This is a genomic window from Dyadobacter sp., from assembly GCF_039919315.1.
Taxonomy (GTDB): domain Bacteria; phylum Bacteroidota; class Bacteroidia; order Cytophagales; family Spirosomataceae; genus Dyadobacter.
Genome location: NZ_JBDSFX010000092.1, coordinates 31022 through 49447 on the forward strand (window position 1 = coordinate 31022; position 18426 = coordinate 49447).

General features: G+C 45.7%; 15 protein-coding genes. 8 read left to right on the top strand and 7 right to left on the bottom strand.

The window, feature by feature from the left end; genetic code table 11:
• Positions 1–17 precede the first annotated feature (17 nt).
• On the bottom strand, positions 18–386 hold the full coding sequence (locus ABIO93_RS27075; RefSeq protein ID WP_348073139.1) for a response regulator: 369 nt from the start codon (positions 384–386) through the stop codon (positions 18–20).
• 386 nt (positions 387–772) lie between these two features.
• Here ABIO93_RS27075 and ABIO93_RS27080 point away from each other — a divergent pair, with 386 nt between their 5' ends.
• The 6 genes from ABIO93_RS27080 to ABIO93_RS27105 all read left to right on the top strand — a co-directional run bounded on the left by ABIO93_RS27080 (position 773) and on the right by ABIO93_RS27105 (position 7268).
• A complete protein-coding gene (locus tag ABIO93_RS27080; protein ID WP_348073140.1) occupies positions 773–1057 on the top strand; it encodes a YtxH domain-containing protein in 285 nt (94 codons plus the stop codon).
• A gap of 54 nt (positions 1058–1111) precedes the next feature.
• Entirely contained in the window at positions 1112–1426 is a 315-nt protein-coding gene (locus tag ABIO93_RS27085; protein WP_348073141.1) for a hypothetical protein, read from the top strand.
• A gap of 523 nt (positions 1427–1949) precedes the next feature.
• Positions 1950–3395, top strand: a complete 1446-nt coding sequence (gene rpoN, locus ABIO93_RS27090; RefSeq protein WP_348073142.1) for an RNA polymerase factor sigma-54 — start codon at positions 1950–1952, stop codon at positions 3393–3395.
• Between the two features lie 31 nt (positions 3396–3426).
• On the top strand, positions 3427–4881 hold the full coding sequence (locus ABIO93_RS27095; RefSeq protein WP_348073143.1) for a sigma-54 dependent transcriptional regulator: 1455 nt from the start codon (positions 3427–3429) through the stop codon (positions 4879–4881).
• A 29-nt stretch (positions 4882–4910) separates the two neighbouring features.
• A complete protein-coding gene (locus ABIO93_RS27100; protein WP_348073144.1) occupies positions 4911–6341 on the top strand; it encodes an ATP-binding protein in 1431 nt (476 codons plus the stop codon).
• A gap of 57 nt (positions 6342–6398) precedes the next feature.
• Entirely contained in the window at positions 6399–7268 is an 870-nt protein-coding gene (locus tag ABIO93_RS27105) for a hypothetical protein (RefSeq protein WP_348073145.1), read from the top strand.
• A 215-nt stretch (positions 7269–7483) separates the two neighbouring features.
• On the opposite strand, the gene ABIO93_RS27110 is transcribed toward ABIO93_RS27105, so the two are convergent.
• The 6 genes from ABIO93_RS27110 to ABIO93_RS27135 form a co-directional block, all read right to left on the bottom strand.
• Entirely contained in the window at positions 7484–10591 is a 3108-nt protein-coding gene (locus ABIO93_RS27110) for a CusA/CzcA family heavy metal efflux RND transporter (protein ID WP_348073146.1), read from the bottom strand.
• An 86-nt stretch (positions 10592–10677) separates the two neighbouring features.
• The gene (locus ABIO93_RS27115; protein WP_348073147.1) at positions 10678–11766 is read right to left on the bottom strand and encodes an efflux RND transporter periplasmic adaptor subunit; all 1089 of its coding nucleotides are present in this window, start codon (positions 11764–11766) and stop codon (positions 10678–10680) included.
• A 56-nt stretch (positions 11767–11822) separates the two neighbouring features.
• Positions 11823–13070, bottom strand: coding sequence for a TolC family protein (locus tag ABIO93_RS27120; protein ID WP_348073148.1), 1248 nt, complete (start codon positions 13068–13070; stop codon positions 11823–11825).
• 104 nt (positions 13071–13174) lie between these two features.
• Positions 13175–14542 (bottom strand): ATP-binding protein, encoded by a 1368-nt coding sequence (locus tag ABIO93_RS27125; protein ID WP_348073149.1) that lies wholly within the window; start codon positions 14540–14542, stop codon positions 13175–13177.
• Positions 14543–14549: 7 nt separating this feature from the next.
• Positions 14550–15236 carry a response regulator transcription factor gene (locus tag ABIO93_RS27130; RefSeq protein WP_348073150.1) on the bottom strand — a complete coding sequence of 229 codons (687 nt, stop codon included), beginning with the start codon at positions 15234–15236 and terminating at the stop codon, positions 14550–14552.
• 3 nt (positions 15237–15239) lie between these two features.
• A complete protein-coding gene (locus ABIO93_RS27135; RefSeq protein ID WP_348073151.1) occupies positions 15240–16274 on the bottom strand; it encodes an App1 family protein in 1035 nt (344 codons plus the stop codon).
• A 45-nt stretch (positions 16275–16319) separates the two neighbouring features.
• Between ABIO93_RS27135 and ABIO93_RS27140 the strand changes: the two genes are divergently transcribed.
• A complete protein-coding gene (locus tag ABIO93_RS27140) occupies positions 16320–17210 on the top strand; it encodes a diacylglycerol kinase family protein (RefSeq protein ID WP_348073152.1) in 891 nt (296 codons plus the stop codon).
• Positions 17211–17267: 57 nt separating this feature from the next.
• Positions 17268–18422 carry an acetylxylan esterase gene (locus ABIO93_RS27145; protein WP_348073153.1) on the top strand — a complete coding sequence of 385 codons (1155 nt, stop codon included), beginning with the start codon at positions 17268–17270 and terminating at the stop codon, positions 18420–18422.
• Positions 18423–18426: the final 4 nt, after the last annotated feature.

An 18426-nucleotide genomic window follows, 5' to 3' on the forward strand; every position in this document is an offset into this window, starting at 1 on the left:
GATCGTACACCCTAGCCTTATTTCTGGTTGGTTAGGATGTGGCGTACTTCGACGAAGCTGATTGGCTTATCCAAAAAGTAGTCTGCGCCATTTCGGAAAGCTTCGTCTTTGAGGTTGGTCATGGCGCTCATCATCACAATCTTTGTATTGCCTCCCTGATACATCTTTTTAATATTCTGTATTTCATCAATACCCTTGCCATCGGGTAAGTTGTTGTCAATGAAGATCCAATCGGGCATTATCTCTTTAATGCACTTCACTCCTTCGGTGATAGAGGCGGCCAGTTTGACAGCCGTGTCGGGAGATTTAATATTTAATTGTCTGACTAGAAAATTGCGCATCAATACCCCCAACTCCTGCTCATCTTCGATTATTACAATTTTCATAGTTATGTGTTCAGAATAGAATTTGCAGTCATTCGAGCCAGATGTGTTTGGAACTTAAAAATTATACTATCTTACACTATAAGCCAATATGGACGACAAAAGCAATAACCCTGCCATCATCAGTGCAGCCGGGCTTTACTTTTTAAACGGTAGTTCTCGTTCATCCTGGACCATAAGTGTAGAACCACTGTCCTTAATTTACACTTATTAGGAATATTATTTTACATCTTGGTAGCAGATTTTAGTTTCGATATGATCTACTTGTTGGATGTAAGTAGTTGATAGTTAGTTTGTAAAGCTTTTTGTGGCATTAGTCCGCGATTTGGTACAGGTTTTTCTGTACCAACTTCAACAAGAGAATTATTCACATTAACAGGAATTGAGTTATGTCAAGTAATAAAGCTTTTTGGGGTATTGTAACCGCTGCGGCGGTTGGTGCAGTAATAGGGTTGCTTTTCGCACCGGAGGATGGCGGTAAGACACGCAAGAAAATCAAGAAGAGAACCAACAGTTTAGCTAGTGATTTGATAGATGCTCTTGAGAGAAGCAAAGAGAAAGCGTCTGATGCTGCCGATGAGTTAGAAAAGGAGGGATCGGAGTATAAGGATGCTGCTGTTAACAAAGCAGAGGAATTTACTGATGCCGCAAAGGAACAATGGAATAAATATTAAGGAACAGGTTCGGCCGGGAGGAGTATTTCGGTCGAACCTTCATATTTGGAACTTATGGAAAGTGAAATAAAGAATCAGATCAGTCAGATAACAGAGTCGGACAAGGTGACCGGCACGATCAGTTACATTAAGGATCTGCTGACGGCCGGTCCGCAGGGGGCAACTGGAAAAGGAGTGGAGTTGGGGGTAGGCGCGGTACTCGCGAGAACTGCATTGAAACGACTACCTGTCCCGCTGAATTTTATAGCGCCACTCGTAGTAGAGCGAGTGCTGATGAAACATGGTGTGGAGGAAGGCCGAGAGCTCTTGCTGAAAGGGCTGCGCTGGGTTAAAAATGCGACAGATGAAAAGCCGGTCAGGATTGCATAAACCTATTTACAAACACACTATTGATGACACAAACCCTTCCGAAACGAAGGGTTTTTTATTTGCGTAATCCCCGTGGGCAAGGGTTTTGTTAAATAACCCGAATATCTCCGGACTTATTCTCTGCAAGAAGGCGGGTAAATTGCTTCGGTCGAGGGTGCGTTACTTCGGCTCCGGAGGGTAGAAATGATCGACAAAACTGTTTTGTAGGTTGTGAGCAAAACTGATTCTGTTGATTGTCAGGCCTCTTAAAGAGTGCCAGCCATGAAAAAAAAGAAGATCAGCAAAGAGCCTGTCGGACCTTATAATTTGATTTTTATAGATTGAGACAGGGCTTTCAAGGTATCGGGGAAAAGGCCGGTTGAGGATTGTGAGTGTGGATTGGTGCTACATACTGAATTAATATACTCAGTCTGTGGAAATAACTACGCAATCTTGCCAAACGCCTTGAAACGTGAAGATACATTAGATAAAGAGTCGTAAATTTAAAGCATCACAGAATTATAATCTTACCCTTAGTTGCTATATGCAAAGACAGACGCAGACGCAAAGACAGACACTGAAATATTCTCCGTTGCAAATTCAGATGCTGAATTTACTGCATTTGACAACAATGGAGTTGGAGCAAAGAATAAAAGAGGAGCTGGAAGAAAACCCGATATTAGAAGAGGGTAAGGAAGAGAATGCATCCGAAGATACGGCTGACGAATTTCAGGACCCGGCAGATGCTGCGGGTGCCGGCGAAGATACTTCTGTTCAGGACTATTACGATTGGGACGAATTTCGGGACGATGATATACCCGATTACAAGACGTATGCGAATAACCAGTCTGCGGACAATGAGTTATATACCCGTCCGATGGTGGAATCTATTTCTTTCCGGGACGATCTGAAACAGCAGGTACATTTTCTACGCCTGGATGAGAGACAACAACTTGTTGCCGATTTTATTCTTGACTCGCTGGACGAGGATGGCTTTTTGAGAAGAGAAAGTGACGTAATCGCAGATGATATTTCGTTCGCTAACAGCATGTTTATCGATACGGAAGAAGTGAACCAGATGCTGAAAGTGATACAGCAGCTGGATCCTCCGGGTATCGCAGCCAACGACCTCAGGGAATGCTTGTTAATCCAGCTTGCAAGGATGGAAAATCATACTGATGTGTGGAGATGGTCTTGCAAGATCGTGTCAGACGCGTTTGATGAGCTGGGTTCTAGGAACTACGACAAGATCATGCGCATTACAGGCCTGGACGAGGAGTCGCTGAAAAAAGCTATCCAGATGATCACGACACTCAATCCGAAGCCGGCCTCCGGTTTGCGGAATGACTCGCTGGTCAATGAAAGCATCAAGCCGGATTTTAGTTTGAGGTATACAGAGGACGGTGAGATAGAAGTACAGCTTACCTGGGGTAACAGCCCGGCCTTGAAACTGAACAAGCTGTTCACCAAAATGGCTGAGCAAAAAAATGACAAGGCGACCAACCAGTTCCTGAAAAATAAAATGAACTCAGCGAAATGGTTTATTGATGCGATCAAGCAAAGGGAAAATACAATGCTGAGCACGTTAAAAGCCATTGTGAAATTGCAGTACGATTATTTTCAATCCGGCGATATCAAGAAGCTCCGCCCGATGATCCTGAAAGATGTGGCTGAAATTATTGATATGGACATTTCGACTGTTTCCCGCGTTACTACCAACAAATATGTACAGACACCATTTGGCATTGTGTTACTGAAAGACCTTTTTACTGAGGGGGTTACGAATGAAGATGGTACTGAAGTATCTAACAGGGAAATTCAGGAGGCGATCAGGGAAATTGTCAGCGAAGAAGAAAAAAGGCACCCCTATAACGATCAGCAGATTACAGATATGCTTTCGGAAAGAGGATATTCGGTAGCAAGACGAACGGTAGCCAAATACCGCGAGCAGCTAAACATTCCGACAGCCAGATTGCGTGTTACTATTTAAAACAAACTAAGTTAAGCCTTAAAAACCCGGCATGAAAAAAATTGTGGTTGTTGATGACGAGGCAGATATTTGCTTCTTGTTGAAGAGATTTTTATCCAAAAATGATTTTATAGTTGAGACAGCTCAAAACGGCAAAGACGGTCTGGCATTGATCGATTCTGTTTCCCCGGATCTGGTAATGACGGACTTCCGTTTAGGTGACATTACGGGCACCGAGTTGTTGACAGCCATCAAGGCCAAGCGTCCCAATGTTCCTGTTTTGATCATTACGGGCTATTCTGATATCAAAGTTGCAGTGAGTGTGATGAAACTCGGTGCATACGATTACATTACCAAACCTCTTTTTCCTGATGAAATTCTGGTAACGGTCAAAAAAGCCATTGCCGATGCAGAGTCTTCCAAAAATGAGGACAATGAATATGTCGCGCCAGCTGCCGGCGAAGCGACGGAAACCGGCAAGCCTGTGAGGAGACCACATTCCAGAACCAAAGCAGGTTATGTAATGGGCCAAAGCGAGGTCTCTGATAATCTTTTCAGACAGGTGGATCTCGTTGCCCCTACCAATTTCAGTGTGATCATTTACGGAGAAAGCGGATCTGGTAAGGAAGCGATCGCGCAGGAAATACATAACAGATCCAAAAGGAAGGATATGCCTTTTGTAGCGATGGATTGCGGTGCTATATCCAAAGAATTGGCTGGTAGCGAACTGTTTGGGCATGAAAAAGGATCATTTACAGGTGCATTGCAAACCAAGATCGGTCATTTTGAAATGGCAAACGGAGGCACTTTGTTCCTGGACGAAGTCTCTAATTTGTCTTATGAAATTCAGGTTGCGCTTTTGCGTGTAGTTCAGGAGCGTAAGATGCGCCGGATCGGTGGTTCCAAGGAAATTGACCTCGATGTGCGCATACTCGTGGCCAGTAATGAGCGCCTGCTGGAGTCGGCCAAAAATGGTAAGTTCCGTGAGGACCTGTATTATCGTTTCAATGAATTTACGATTGAGGTACCTGCATTAAGGAACCGCAGGGATGATATGATGCTTTTTGCCAATTCTTTTCTGGAAAAGACCAATGCAGAGCTGGGTAAGAATGTAAGTGGCTTTTCGGAAGAAGTGAAGAGCGATTTCATCAATTACTCCTGGCCGGGTAACCTTCGCGAACTGAAAAATGTGATCAAACGCGCGACACTATTGTCCGACGGAGATTTAATCGAAGAAAAATCATTGCCTTTTGAGATCGTCAATTACAGAAAATTAAAGGACCTTGACGAAGAGCCCAATGTGCTGGCTGCCACTATAAACGGTACCGCTGAATCACAAGATGGGGACGATTCCAAGCCGAGCTTGAAAACAGTGGCCAATGAGGCCGAGTATGATATGATCATGCAGGTGTTGCGGGACGTGAATTTCAACAAAAGTAAAGCAGCCCGGTTGCTGAACATCGACCGAAAAACACTGTACAACAAAATGAAGCAGTTTGATATTTAGTAGGGAAGGTAGGTGACACAAGCAATGGAATGAACAATAAAATGATTAAGGTTCTGCTCGTTGATGACGACGAGGATGATTATTTTTTGACACGGGAATATTTTCAGGACCTGATCAACTGGAAATTTGACATTACCTGGTGTTCGACATTCAGAGATGCGGAGAAACGCATCAGGAATGAAAAATTTGACCTATACCTGTTCGACTATTTGTTGGGTGAAAGTACAGGTATTGATCTCATTGAACTTGCCTGCCAGTTTGAGTGTGAAGAGCCCATTATACTTTTGACAGGCAAGGGAGATACCAAAATCGCTGTTGAGGCGCTTAGGGTCGGAGCTGCTGACTATCTTATCAAAAGCGAACTGGATGCCGAAAAACTGGAAAGAAGCATCAGATATGCGTTGGAGCGTACTTCGGTCATGAAGGCTTTGAAGCACAGCGAGCGCAGGTACCGCCGGATTTTTGAAGAATCGAACGACTTCCTTTTTATCAGTGACCTATCCGGAAACATCATTGACCTCAATGCTTCGGCTGGTGTGATGACGGGCTATCCCGAAGACGATCTTAAATTAAGAAATATCGTTGATCTGATCGAGGATCCACAATTTGAAATGCTTTGGAATCATATCAGCGAGCATACCATTCACGATTACGAGATCCGGCTATTGACAAAGGACGGCGATAAAAAATACTGTCTGTTTTCGGCCTCGGTCGAGATAGACGGAGACCATCCGTACATACAGGGCAGGATACATGACATGACAGCCCGGAAACAATCAGAAAAAGAAAGATTGTTTTCTGAAAAAATGGCTGTTACCGGTCGTTTGGTGCGTATGCTTGCCCATGAGGTAAGGAACCCGCTTACGAATGTGAACCTTTCCGCAGAACAGCTGGAAATGGAACTGACCGACGAGGACCAGAAATTCTACACGCAGATCATCAAGCGAAATTGTACCCGGATCAATGACCTGATTTCGCAGTTGCTGCAACCATCGGGTTCAGAAGACATTGAATTGGTGAATAACTCGGTACATTCCGTACTGGATCAGGCCATTGCAGCAGCGTTAGATCGCGTTCAGCTAAAAAGGATCCAGATCGGCAAACAGTTCGCAGAGGAAGAGCTGAACCTACCCCTCGACCCGGTATCCCTGGAAATGGCCTTCCTCAATCTGATCACCAATGCGATTGAAGCCATGGAAGAGGATCGTGGAATTCTGCTCATCACTACCAAAACCCAGGGCGAGATGATTCAGGTTCTTTTTACAGATAATGGTTCTGGTATCAGCGAGGACGATATGGATAAGATTTTCGAACCTTATTTTACCGGAAAAAATAACGGAATGGGCATCGGTTTATCCACCACGATGAGCATTATCCACGCGCATCACGGGCGAATAGAAGTTCAGTCGGAGCTGGGAATCGGGACTACCTTTACAATCAGTTTTCAGAGTAGTAAATAATCTGCAACGATCAGGCATACGAATGCGTAATCTTAAAAAAACGCCGGACCGTATGTTATGAGACCACTTTTTACCTTCTTCATTTTAATGGTTACCAGCTTTTACGCTTCTGCGCAGGAACAGGGTGATTATTACAGAAAAATCTACACGCGCCCACTCGGCGCAAAACCCTACACCACCGAATCGCTGCTCAAAAAATTCGGAGATATCCAGACACTGAATCGCTGGTACGTCGGTGTCGACGGATTTGTAAGGTCTGACAAAAACACATTAAACAATGACTTCGATGGATTGATCGCTACTGAATCTCCGACGGTTTCGGCCTGGAGCGTCGTGGTAGGAGGGGTATTCCGGGAGCAATGGTCGGTGGAAGCGGAATACGCACATTCGGGCATTCATAATGTACTGCTTATCAACGGCGACAATCCGCTGAGGTATCAGATGGACAATGAAAAGAATAGTCTGATCGTCAGAGGTAAAATGCGTTTGCTGTTCGGTAAAGCGACAGTCAGGCGTTCTGCATTCTGGATAAGCGCAGGGGCGGGAGTTGTGCCGAATTCCGGAAGACAAAAGGATTATATGGAGTTCAATGGATACAGGGAAAAGGGTAGAAGGCAAGGAATAGATACATTGTTTTTGTCTAGCGATACTCGCATTAACACATCCATGACCGGCCTTGCAGAGGCCTCTGCGGAATATGTGATCAAGGTGGCGAAGTCGATCGATTTAAGTTTGTTTGCCCGAAAGCAGTGGGGATTTGGTAATTCCATCACTACGGACCTTGTTTATACGGTCAACAAAAAAGACATGCAGGAGGCCAAAATTGAGGGGGATGGGTCAGGCTGGAACTTTGGCATTTCACTGCGCTACGTGTTTCACATTGGCTATGACTTTTCTACGCTGAGCCATGTAGGAGGTAAGATCTGAGACCTCTGGTCTCAAAAACAAAGGCATAGCACAGAAAGAAGCCAAGCCCTAGACATGGCTTCAGCCTTGGGTCACGACACCTGATGGTAGTACGGCTTTAGCCAAAGTCCTCTGGTTCGTTGGCGGGTGGGATCCAGAGCGCTGAGGTAGGCTTTTTGGCTAAAGCCGCTCCCTGTTCGGTGTGGTATCCAAGGCTTCAGCCTTGGATTTGGCTACTACGCGTATTTTGAGGTTTTGATTTTGCGGTTGAAGAAGCCGTAGATGATTGGAAAGATCAGTAGTGTGAGTACGGTGGCTGTTATCAGTCCTCCAATCACTACGATCGCCAGCGGTTTTTGGGTTTCCGAACCAATACCAGTGGATGTAGCAGCGGGAAGCAAACCGATAGCGGCCATGAGCGCTGTCATGATCACCGGCCTGATCCTGGACTTCACGCCTTCCCGAATCGCGTCATCGAGTGACATTCGTGCAGACAGATTTTTATTGAAGACCGAAATCAGGATCACGCCATTCTGCACGCATAGACCAAACAATGCGATAAAACCGACACCAGCCGAGATCCCGAAGTTCATGTGGGTCACATGCAGGGCCAATATCCCGCCTATCATGGCAAAAGGAACATTAACGAGCACCAGACCGGCATCTTTGGCATTGCTAAACATAATAAACAGCAGGATAAAGATTCCTATCAAACTGATCGGAACAACCTGTCCCAACCTGGCAGTAGCGCGGACCTGGTTTTCAAATTCACCCGACCAGTTCACGGAATAACCTTTTGGCAATGTTTTTAACAATGGCTTCACACGGTTCTGTGCATCGGCGATGGTACTACCCAAATCCCTTTCCCGAACTGAGAATTTAACCCCGATAAAGCGTTTGTTATTATCACGATACACAAATGCAGGTCCGGTCACGGTTTTAATAGTTGAAATTTCTTTCAATGGAATTTTCCCTCCTGTTAGTGTGGGGACCATCAGCTGTTGAATATCATCGACGGTTTTGCGATATTGTTGCTCGTAACGCAGCCTGATGTCAAATTTGCGTTCTCCTTCGTAGAGAATCGAAGCTGTTTTTCCACCAATAGCCATTTCAATCACAGCCTGTGCATCTGCAGTACTGACACCATATTGTGCCATTTTGTGGTCATGCAATATAACGCTCACCTCCGGCTGCCCTATATTTCTCAGAATCCCCACATCCTTGATCCCCGGAACATCTTTGATGGCTTCCAAAACCTGGTTGGCCTTATCATTCAATGTTTCCAGGTCGTCACCGTAGATTTTGACCGCGTTACTGGCATTCATTCCCGCAACTGCTTCCGCAACATTGTCGATAATGGGTTGCGAATAATTGTAATTGATACCCTGGAATTGTTTCAGTTTCTTATCCATTTCCTCAATCAGATCATCCTGACTGATTTTCCGTTTCCATTCATCTTTTGGTTTCAGGTTGACCTGCATTTGAACATAGTAAAAACCAGAAGGATCGGTACCATCATTGGAGCGGCCGGTTTGAGAAAGAACGCCATTCACCTCAGGGAACTCATTCAGTTTCGCGCGCAGGATCGTCACCATTTTGATCGTTTCGTTCAGAGAGCTGCTCATCGGCATTTTCGCTTCTACCCACAATGCGCCTTCATTTAATGTGGGAAGGAATTCGGTACCAAGGAATTTGGCGGAAAATAGACTGATACCCAGAAATGCAGTGGCGAAAATGACACTGGTCTTTTTCCGGGTGTAGCACCATTCAAAACCTTTGCTCACCATATTATCAAAGAAGCGAACGATCGGATTGCTCTTTTCTCGTACATTTTTATTCAGCAAAATAGAGCAGAGCACCGGTACCAGCGTAAGCGTATACAGTAGCGCGCCCAATAGTGCGAAGCCTAATGTGTAGGCAAGCGGCGTGAACATTTTTCCCTCCACTTTCTGAAAACTGAAAATCGGGATCAATGCAGTGATAATGATCAGTTTGGAGAAGAAAATCGCTTTACCAAGCTCTCCACCCGTTTTTTTGATCAAACCGAGCTTTGACAGCTTGTTATAGCGGTCCATGCCATTCCGATGCGCCAGATGGTCCAGCGTCACGAAAATCCCTTCCACCATCACCACGGCCCCGTCAATAATGATCCCGAAATCGATGGCGCCCATGGACAGTAGGTTCGCAGACATGCCCATTAATTTCAAACACATAAATGCAAACAGCAGCGCCAGCGGAATGATAATGGACACAATGACGGTCGTGCGCCAGTCGGCCATGAACACAAACACGATCACTGTTACCAGCACAATACCTTCAATGAGGTTGTGTTTGACAGTATGCGCACAAAATTCAATGAGGTTATCACGATCATAAAACGTGACCATTTTGACATCAGGAGGCAGTATTTTGGTGTTCAATTCCTCCACCTTATCCTTTATACGTGCGAGTACCTCACTCGGGTTCTCGCCTTTGCGCTGCACCACGATCCCCTCTACCACATCGTCATTCCCGTCCAATCCTACCTGGCCCACCCGCGGCATATCCGACTCTTTCACATCGGCCACGTCCTTCACCAGCACGGGGTTATCCTTCACGAACTCCACGATAATGTTCTCAATATCAGGGATAGAGTTCAGCAAACCAATTCCCCGCACCACATAAGCCTGCCCGTTTTTTTCGATCACGTCGCCACCGACATTGACATTGCTTTTGGTTACAGCCTGGTACACTTCCAGCGGCGTAATGTTGTATTTGACCAGCTTGGTAGGATTCACCTGCACCTCATAGATTTTCTCACGGCCACCAAATGCCACCACGTCAGCCACACCCGGAATGCTTCTCAGCTGCCTGTCGATCACCCAGTTGTGCAATGTCAATAACTCGCGGCTGTCGCGATCTTTGCTTTTTAACGTAAAGCGGAAAATCTCGCCGGTAGGGCCATAGGGAGGCTGAACGTCAGGGTCTACACCTTCCGGGAGGGATATATTCCGGAGCTGATTATTGACCTGCTGCCGGGCAAAAAAATCCTCGACGCCATCGTCAAAAATGATCTTGATGATGCTCAGCCCAAACATGGTCGTGCTGCGAACATTGGACTTCTGCTGCACGGAATTCATTGCTACCTCAATGGGGACCGTCACAAACCGCTCGATCTCTTCCGCACTACGGCCGTTCCATTGGGTAACAATGATAATTTGTGTGTTAGTAACGTCCGGAAAAGCTTCCAGTGGCGTGTTTTGGTAGCTGACAACGCCTGCGACAATCAGCAGACCGGTCATGAAGAATATGAAGAACCGGTTTTTCAAAGAAAAGCCTACAATTCCCCTGATGAATTTATTCATGTATTTAATTATTGAATGAATGAATTAGTGAATGACTGAATGAGTGAATATTCACTCATCGCACGGGCGACCCGGGCAAAATTCAACTAGTCATTCAGCGCGTCGTAAACGAGCAGCTGGTTTTTGGAAATGATGGTCTCGCCGGGTTGCAGGCCGCCTTTGATGTAAGTACGGTTGGCCAGGGAGCGGTACACATCTACGGGTCGGGTTTCGATCTTGGTGCGGCTGTGGTATACCATTACCCAGTTTTTGCTTCGGTCAAAAATGATCGCCTGGGACGGAATGGCTTGCATTTGGTTGCCTTCTTCGAAATTCAGACTGACCGTAGCGTGCATTTCAGGTTTGAGTTTAAAACCTACATTTTGTAACTGAATACGGATTTTCATCGCTTTGGTGTCCGGGTCGAGGACATTGTAGATTTTATCGACTTTGCCTTTGAAAACCTCGTCCGAGAAGCTGATCGTGCGCACCTCCGCAGGCATACCGAGCTGAATGCGAGGGATATCGCTCTCATTCACATTCGCCATCACCCATACATCCGCAATTTGTCCGACCGTAAACAGACTTTCAGAATTATCCGAACGGAGCTGCATACCGCGATTCACGTTTTTATCAATGATGAATCCATTGATCGGCGATTTGACTGTGTAGTTGGTCGATTTACCCAAACCGTAGATAGAAAATATCTCCTTCACACGGCTTAGTTCCGCCTGCGCTTTGTCCACCATTTGGCGGTTCGTAATGACGTCGCGCTCGGGTACCAGCTTACTTTCGAAAAGGTCTTCGGTTGAAGACAGATTTTTTTGTGCGATCAGCAGATCCGACTGCGCCTGGATCATTTGTCGTTCAAAATCAGCTACTTCGCCGGAACGTATCGTTGCCAGTTTCTGACCTTTGCGCACATTGTCCCCCAATTCTACATCCACTTCTTCCACATTACCACCCACCAGCGGGTATACCTTAATGACCTGATTTTCGTCCGGTACTACTTTTCCTACCAATGTGAGCTCGTTGCGGACCGGCTCGGTGCGTACGGTATCCAGTTTAATGCGGCTCATCATCGTGTCCGACAGCATGAATGCCTTGGACTCGTCATTGTCTACTTTCTTTTTATCGCAGGATGTCAGCCAAATACCGATAGTGGCGATCATGACAACATAAATGGAATTTTTCATTGGGAAATTTTTGTGGCAAAAGCCGTGATGTAAGAAGTTGGGATCAGTTATCTGGGTCAGTTGAACAGCTCTTCGCCGACGACGAAATTGAGCTCTTCGTAAACTTTAATGCGGTCGGCCTGCAATCGATTGTACTCTTTGATGCTCTCATTGTAGGTTTCAATAAAATCAATGAATTCGAGGAGGGTAATGTTACGTTTCTGGAAATTGTCGTAGATGCCATTACTTAGCAGCTGAAACTGATCGGTGAATTGGCTTTCAACGCTCTGATAAGCCTTTTCCGCAATGCCAACTTTCTGCACTGCCGCGTCTACCTCATTGTTGACACTGTTTTGTTTGGCATTCTCAGCGGTCTTGAAGTAACTGATATTGGTTTTAGCAGCTTTGATATTTCCCTGATTCCGGTTAAAAAAAGGCAGCGAGATCGAGGCATTCAATCCGAAATAGTTATTGACGTAATTGCTCGCCTGGTCATACACAGCGCCTACCTGAATGTCGGGAACGGCCAGCGCTTTCTGTAAAGTGTAATTCAGCTCAGCCTGCTTGGTCGACGATTGCGCTATTTTTAGATCAGAACGGCTTTGCAATGCTTTTTCTTTCAATGCAATGGGAGTGTATTTGCTGAGCTGGTACCGCTGAATGTCGGAACTATCTACCACAGATCTCACGGGCCGCTCGGTATTCAATAATGTGCGGAGGTCGCGCTGGTTTTCCTGCAATTCAAAAAGAATGTCGGCGCGGTCATTGGTCAGTTGAAAGAGGAGGGCTTTGAGGCGTACGACTTCTTTAAGGGAGATATTTTTGCGGTTATATTCTTTTTCAAATGCGCTAACCGTCGTATGGAGCGTGCCGATCTGAGTATCGTAAAGGGCAATGGTCTGTTCGAGATAGTAGGATTCGAAAAAGATCTGGCGCAGCTCGAATTTCAATGTTCGGATCAGGTCGTAAAACTGGTACTCGCTTTTGCGGGTCGATTCCACATCGAGCGCCACTTGCTTGTTGCGTTTACCGGCACGCGTGATCAGCTGTTGAATGTTGAAAGCTTTCTGACCGTTACGGCCCACATCCAATGCGCCCCGTGAAGTGTTATAGGCGCTGATCTCAACGCCGAATGTAGGATTGTTCCATAATTTGTCCTGGATTTCAATCGATTTGGCAATGTCGATCTGGTATTTTTCTGCAAGAATTTCCAGGTTATTTTGGAGAAAAAGGCTGTCTGCCTGCCGGATAGATAATTTGAGAGAATCCTGTGCGTGTAGTCCGGTTGACAAACAAATCAAAAGCCCGATGATGTAGGTTCGCATAATTTCTGTTTTAGAATGATGCGATATTCCGACACTGGTATTACAACAGGCTTAAAATAACCTTAGAAAAAAATTAGAATGCCGAAAGGTGCCAATAGGAGCTCTCAGACGTGATTTAGCTGAACCTTAAATTCACTTCCACGCGCAATTTCGCTAGTGACGGAAATGGTACCATGGTGTAACTCCACGATTCGCTGGCAAATGGACAGGCCGATCCCGAAGCCGGGAAGTTCGGACGCATTGGAAGATCTGAAAAAAGGATTGAAGATATGAGGCAGATCCTCCTCACTGATCCCGATTCCCTGATCCCTTACTTTCACGGTACAGGATTTATCGTCGGAAGAGATCAGGATCTGTGCCTGATGGTCGGGAGAATATTTGCAGGCATTATCCAGCAGATTAGAGAAAACCCTTTTCAGTAGTTCTTCATTTCCTTTAATGACGGTCTGGTTCTCATTTTCAGGAATGGTCTCGTAATCAATAACCACCTTGTAGCCGGGATGGGCGGATAGGAGCTCTTCTTTGGCTAAAAATGCAAGGTCTTCGATATGGATGGGCGACATTTTCATGCTGCCCATGTTCTCGTAAGACCGGGCCAGAAAAAGCAGGTTATTGGTAATGCTAATCAGCCTTTCGGTATCCGAAAACAGATTGGAAAATACTTCCTCGATCTCAGGATTGTTTTTATTGAACCGCTGCCCGAGCTGTATTTCGGATTTTAATGCCGCGAGTGGTGTACGCAGTTCGTGGGATGCATGGGAAACAAAGCTTTTTTGCTGTTCAAATGCCTTATTGAGCCGGTACAGTACTGTGTTGAAGTTTATGGCCAACTGGGCGATTTCGTCCTTTCGATTCCCTTCATCCAGTTTAAGCGAGAGATTCTGCGCAGTGATCAGTGAAACCTGCTCATTGATCCGACTGATGGGCCGCAATGCGTTGCCTGCAAAGTAAATGCCCAACCCGACGGTAACCGCTATACCCGCCAGCAATCCCCAGCCCAATGTACTTCTGAGATTATCCAGCTTGCTATGTCCAAATGTATCATAGGCCGAAGCCAGTACCACCAGCGGCTCGTCTCCCTCGGTATACATCAGCCCGATGACCTCATTTTCGGCCTGGTGGAATTCCATATACTCTTTTTGCCGCACTTCATTGAGCAATGAAGCATGGTAGGTCAGCAACTTATCGTCCACGCTGGAATAGATCAATTCATTGTTTTTGTCAAAGATCAGGACTTTTTCATCCAGCATTTCCGACAATGTGTTCTGATCGATGGTTTTGAGCAGGTCTTTATCAATGCCTTTTACCTTTACCAAAAGACGGCAGGTAGTGCGGGCACGACTTTTCAAACGGTCGTAAAATTCTTCTTGCCGGTAATGTTCCGACACACTGTAAATCGCGATAGAAAACAACAGCAATATCGCCGCCACAAGTAGCGTAAACTGAAAAGCGATACGGTCTTTTATTTTCATTGTCGGGCTATTCTTCTTTCATAATGTAACCCATTCCCGGCCGGGTATGGATCAGTTTGGTAGTGTAATCTCGATCTACTTTTTTGCGTAAATAATTGATATACACCTCTACGACATTGGTTCCGGGATCGAAATTCAGGTGCCATACGTGCTCGGCAAGGTCCATTTTTGAAACGACCCTTCCACGATGGAGCAGGAAGTATTCGAGCAGCGCAAATTCTTTGGCTGTAAGGTCTATCGCATTCCCGCCACGCTTTACCTGCTTGGTACCCATGTTCATTTCAAGGTCAGCTATCCTCAGTACTTTGTCCTCAGATTCCGGGTTAAGTAGTTCAGCAACGCGCAATGCGGCATTAATGCGCGCCAGCAATTCACGGAAATCGAATGGTTTCACAATGTAATCATCTGCTCCGCGGCTCAGTCCTTCGATCTTGTCTTCAATTTCGCCGTAAGCCGTGAGCATGATAATGGGTAATGAAGGTTTGTATACGCGTACCTGCTGGCACACATCATGCCCTTTCATACCTGGGAGGTTCACATCAAGCAGCATCAGGTCAAATTTTTTGTCCAGCGCCAGCTGTTTTCCGGTAATGCCATCGTAGGCAATTTCTGCTTCAAAATTTTCAGCAGCCAATCCGCGAAAGATATTCTGGGCAATGCGGCGGTCATCTTCAACAATCAGGATTTTTTTCATAGATCAGGAAACATCTTTGGGTACCAGGGGTGTCAGCGGCTCCAAGTCCGCCTGAAACACTATTCCTTTGTCCAGCGAATGAACAATGGCCTTGTTACTGTGAGCAAAGTAGCAGGTTTCGATACCCAGGTCCTGGATATTTTTCATCAGCAAGGTAGTGAAAGGTTTGCTTCTTTTTCGGGTTTGGCGGATATACACCGCGCCAATGTTATTGGGGAATGTCCTGCACACTTCCTCATAAATTTCCGGATCTTTCTGAGAATCATCGCCCAGCAGGATAAACTGCAGTTCAGGATAAAAATTAATGATATTGTGGATTTTTCGAAGCTTGTGTGAATGTGAGCCGCCGCCTGTCATGACAAAATCGTCCAGTCCGGATTTGATCTTCTTCAATTTCAGAACCGCTTTGGGTAGCCCATTCAGTTCCGCGAAACGCACGATCATATCATACAAATTCCACTCACTACTAGAAACATAGAAAAATATATTACTGTCCTTTTGAGGGTGCGTCCGGCTCGCGAATGATAACAGCTGATAATGTTTCACCACATCGTCGAACGGTTTTCGTGCCTGTACATTTTTTGATAGTAAAACGAAAAGCTTCCGGAACGAACGCCTGCTGTGGGAAATCAGAAATGTATCATCAATGTCCGAAATGATACCGTACGAACTTTGGTAGGGTAGGAAAAACTCTTCTTTGGCGGTAGCATGGTACTTTTTGCCATCAATTTCATCATCCACCGTGACTTCATAGGTATGCCATCCACTTGGCATGCTTTCATGAAAGGGGATCTGAAAACGGAAATAACCGTCATTCTCCGCCGTAGTTTCAGCCACGAGATTCCCCACTTTCAATGTCACTTTCAGAAACGGAATAGTTTTGAGAGAGAAAAGCTGGATGATGGTTTTGGCGTAGCGGAACCCATTGCGGGTATATTTATGGTCTCCGGAAGGATATTTTTTTACAATATGGCCAAATACGACTAATTCGTTTTTATTGGCATAACCGCGGTACAATTTTAAGACACAACGTTTCATAACTACCTTTATCCACTTAGACTAGAAGTCCCTAATTTAAATAATATGTTATCAGAACGAAAGGTTTTGTTGGTTGTCAACCCGATATCAGGGGACGTAGACAAGGATGTGATTTTTGAGCGGGTAATAGAGAAAGCTAAGGAGGAAGGATGTGACCTTCGCATTTATTCCACTACCGGCGACCACGATCTGGAAACCATTCAGGAAATGGTTACTAATATCAAACCAGAGCGCGTGCTGGTGGCGGGTGGCGATGGTACCATTTCCCTGGTTGCGGAAACGATTCGCAGTTCTGACATCATTCTAGGCATTATTCCGGCTGGTTCGGCCAATGGTCTTTCGGCGGATTTTGGCCTTTCCGGTTCCATTGATCAGGCGATTGAAGTTGCTTTTGGGGAAAAATTTCTTTGTATCGATGCCGTGAGCATCAACGGAGAGATTAGTCTGCATCTCAGCGATATTGGCTTGAATGCATTACTGGTGAAAAATTATGAGGACAGTGAAACCCGCGGCAAAATGGGTTATGCCCGGGAAATGTTAAGGACATTGAGCGAACATGAGAATTTTCAGGTGCGCATTACCACGGATCAGGAAGTGATTGAAACCGAAGCGCTCATCGTCATAATTGCGAATGCACAAAAATATGGCACCGGCGTGAGCATTAACCCAATTGGCGATATGACCGACGGTCTTTTTGAACTGGTTATTGCCAAAAAGCTCAATTTCATTGAAACAGCCAAGATACTGGCCGGCAACACAGACTTCAACCCAGAGGTGATGCAGGTAGTTTCTGTTAAAAAAGCGACGATCGAATGTCTCGACAAAGAAGCACATTTCCAGATTGACGGAGAGTATAAGGGAATGGTAAAGCATCTCGAAACGCACATTATTAAAGGATATGTTAGGGTAGCGGTACCGGAAGCCCGATTAGAGTAATCTGCGCCGCTTTTTTTCTTTGGTATAAATCATTTCACTTTCTCCGATCGGTTTGGCATGAAGGCAATTTATATATTACTGTTGAGTGTTTTGTTTTTGGTAAACAAAGGATTTGGGCAAACCGCCGAGCTTTGCCAGGGTGCTTATTTCACGGAGCCGGAAGGCAAGGCATTCCTCGAAAAACATGCAGTAACTACCAAACTGGAATGGGAAGCCCGTGCCGAAAAAATCAGGAAGCAGATCCGCGAAGGAATGGGACTGACAACTCTTCCTGCCAAACCCACTTCTAAACCCATTGTTCACAGTAAGAAGGAAATGGACGGTTATACCATTGAAAATGTGGCTTTTGAAAGCATGCCGGGCATTTATGTGACGGGGAATTTGTACAAACCTATCAAAAAACAGAAATCATACTCTGGTATTCTGTGTCCGCACGGACATGGTGAAAACCCACATGGCAGGTTCCGCGAACAAACGCAAAAACGCTGCGCAACACTCGCCAGAATGGGCGCGGTCGTGTTCGTATACGACATGGTTGGGCAAGGTGATTCGAAGCAATGCGAGCACAAAATGGCTAAAGCATTGAAATTGCAGACCATTAACAGCATTCGCTCATTGGACTACCTTTTATCCATTCCCGGCATTGATCCTGAGAGGGTGGCGGTAACAGGCGAATCGGGCGGCGGTACTCAAACTTTCCTGCTGGCAGCATTGGACAATAGAGTGAAAGTGTCGGTGCCAGTAGTCATGGTTTCGGCGCATTTCTTTGGCGGGTGCGTTTGCGAGAGCGGTTTGCCGATTCACAAAAAAGGCGATTTTCAGACCAATAATGTAGAAATAGCCGCACTGGCTGCACCACGACCGATGATCATGATCTCCGACGGCGGCGATTGGACCAAAAATACACCCGAAGTTGAATATCCTTTCATTCAGAATATTTACGGACTTTATGGTAAAAAGAACCAGCTGGAAGCCGTCCATCTGGCTGATGAAAAACACGATTACGGCCCGTCAAAAAGGAAGGCAATGTACGGATTCATGGCGAAGCATCTAGGACTGGATCTCAAAGCTGTAACGGACGCTCAGGGTAATATTAATGAAACTCCTTCCAAACTGCTGGAAATCAAGGATCTTGAAGTTTTCAATGCGGCGCATCCAAGACCAGCCAATGCAGTAATGGGAGACGAAGCGGTACTAAGCCTTTTGAAGTAAACCG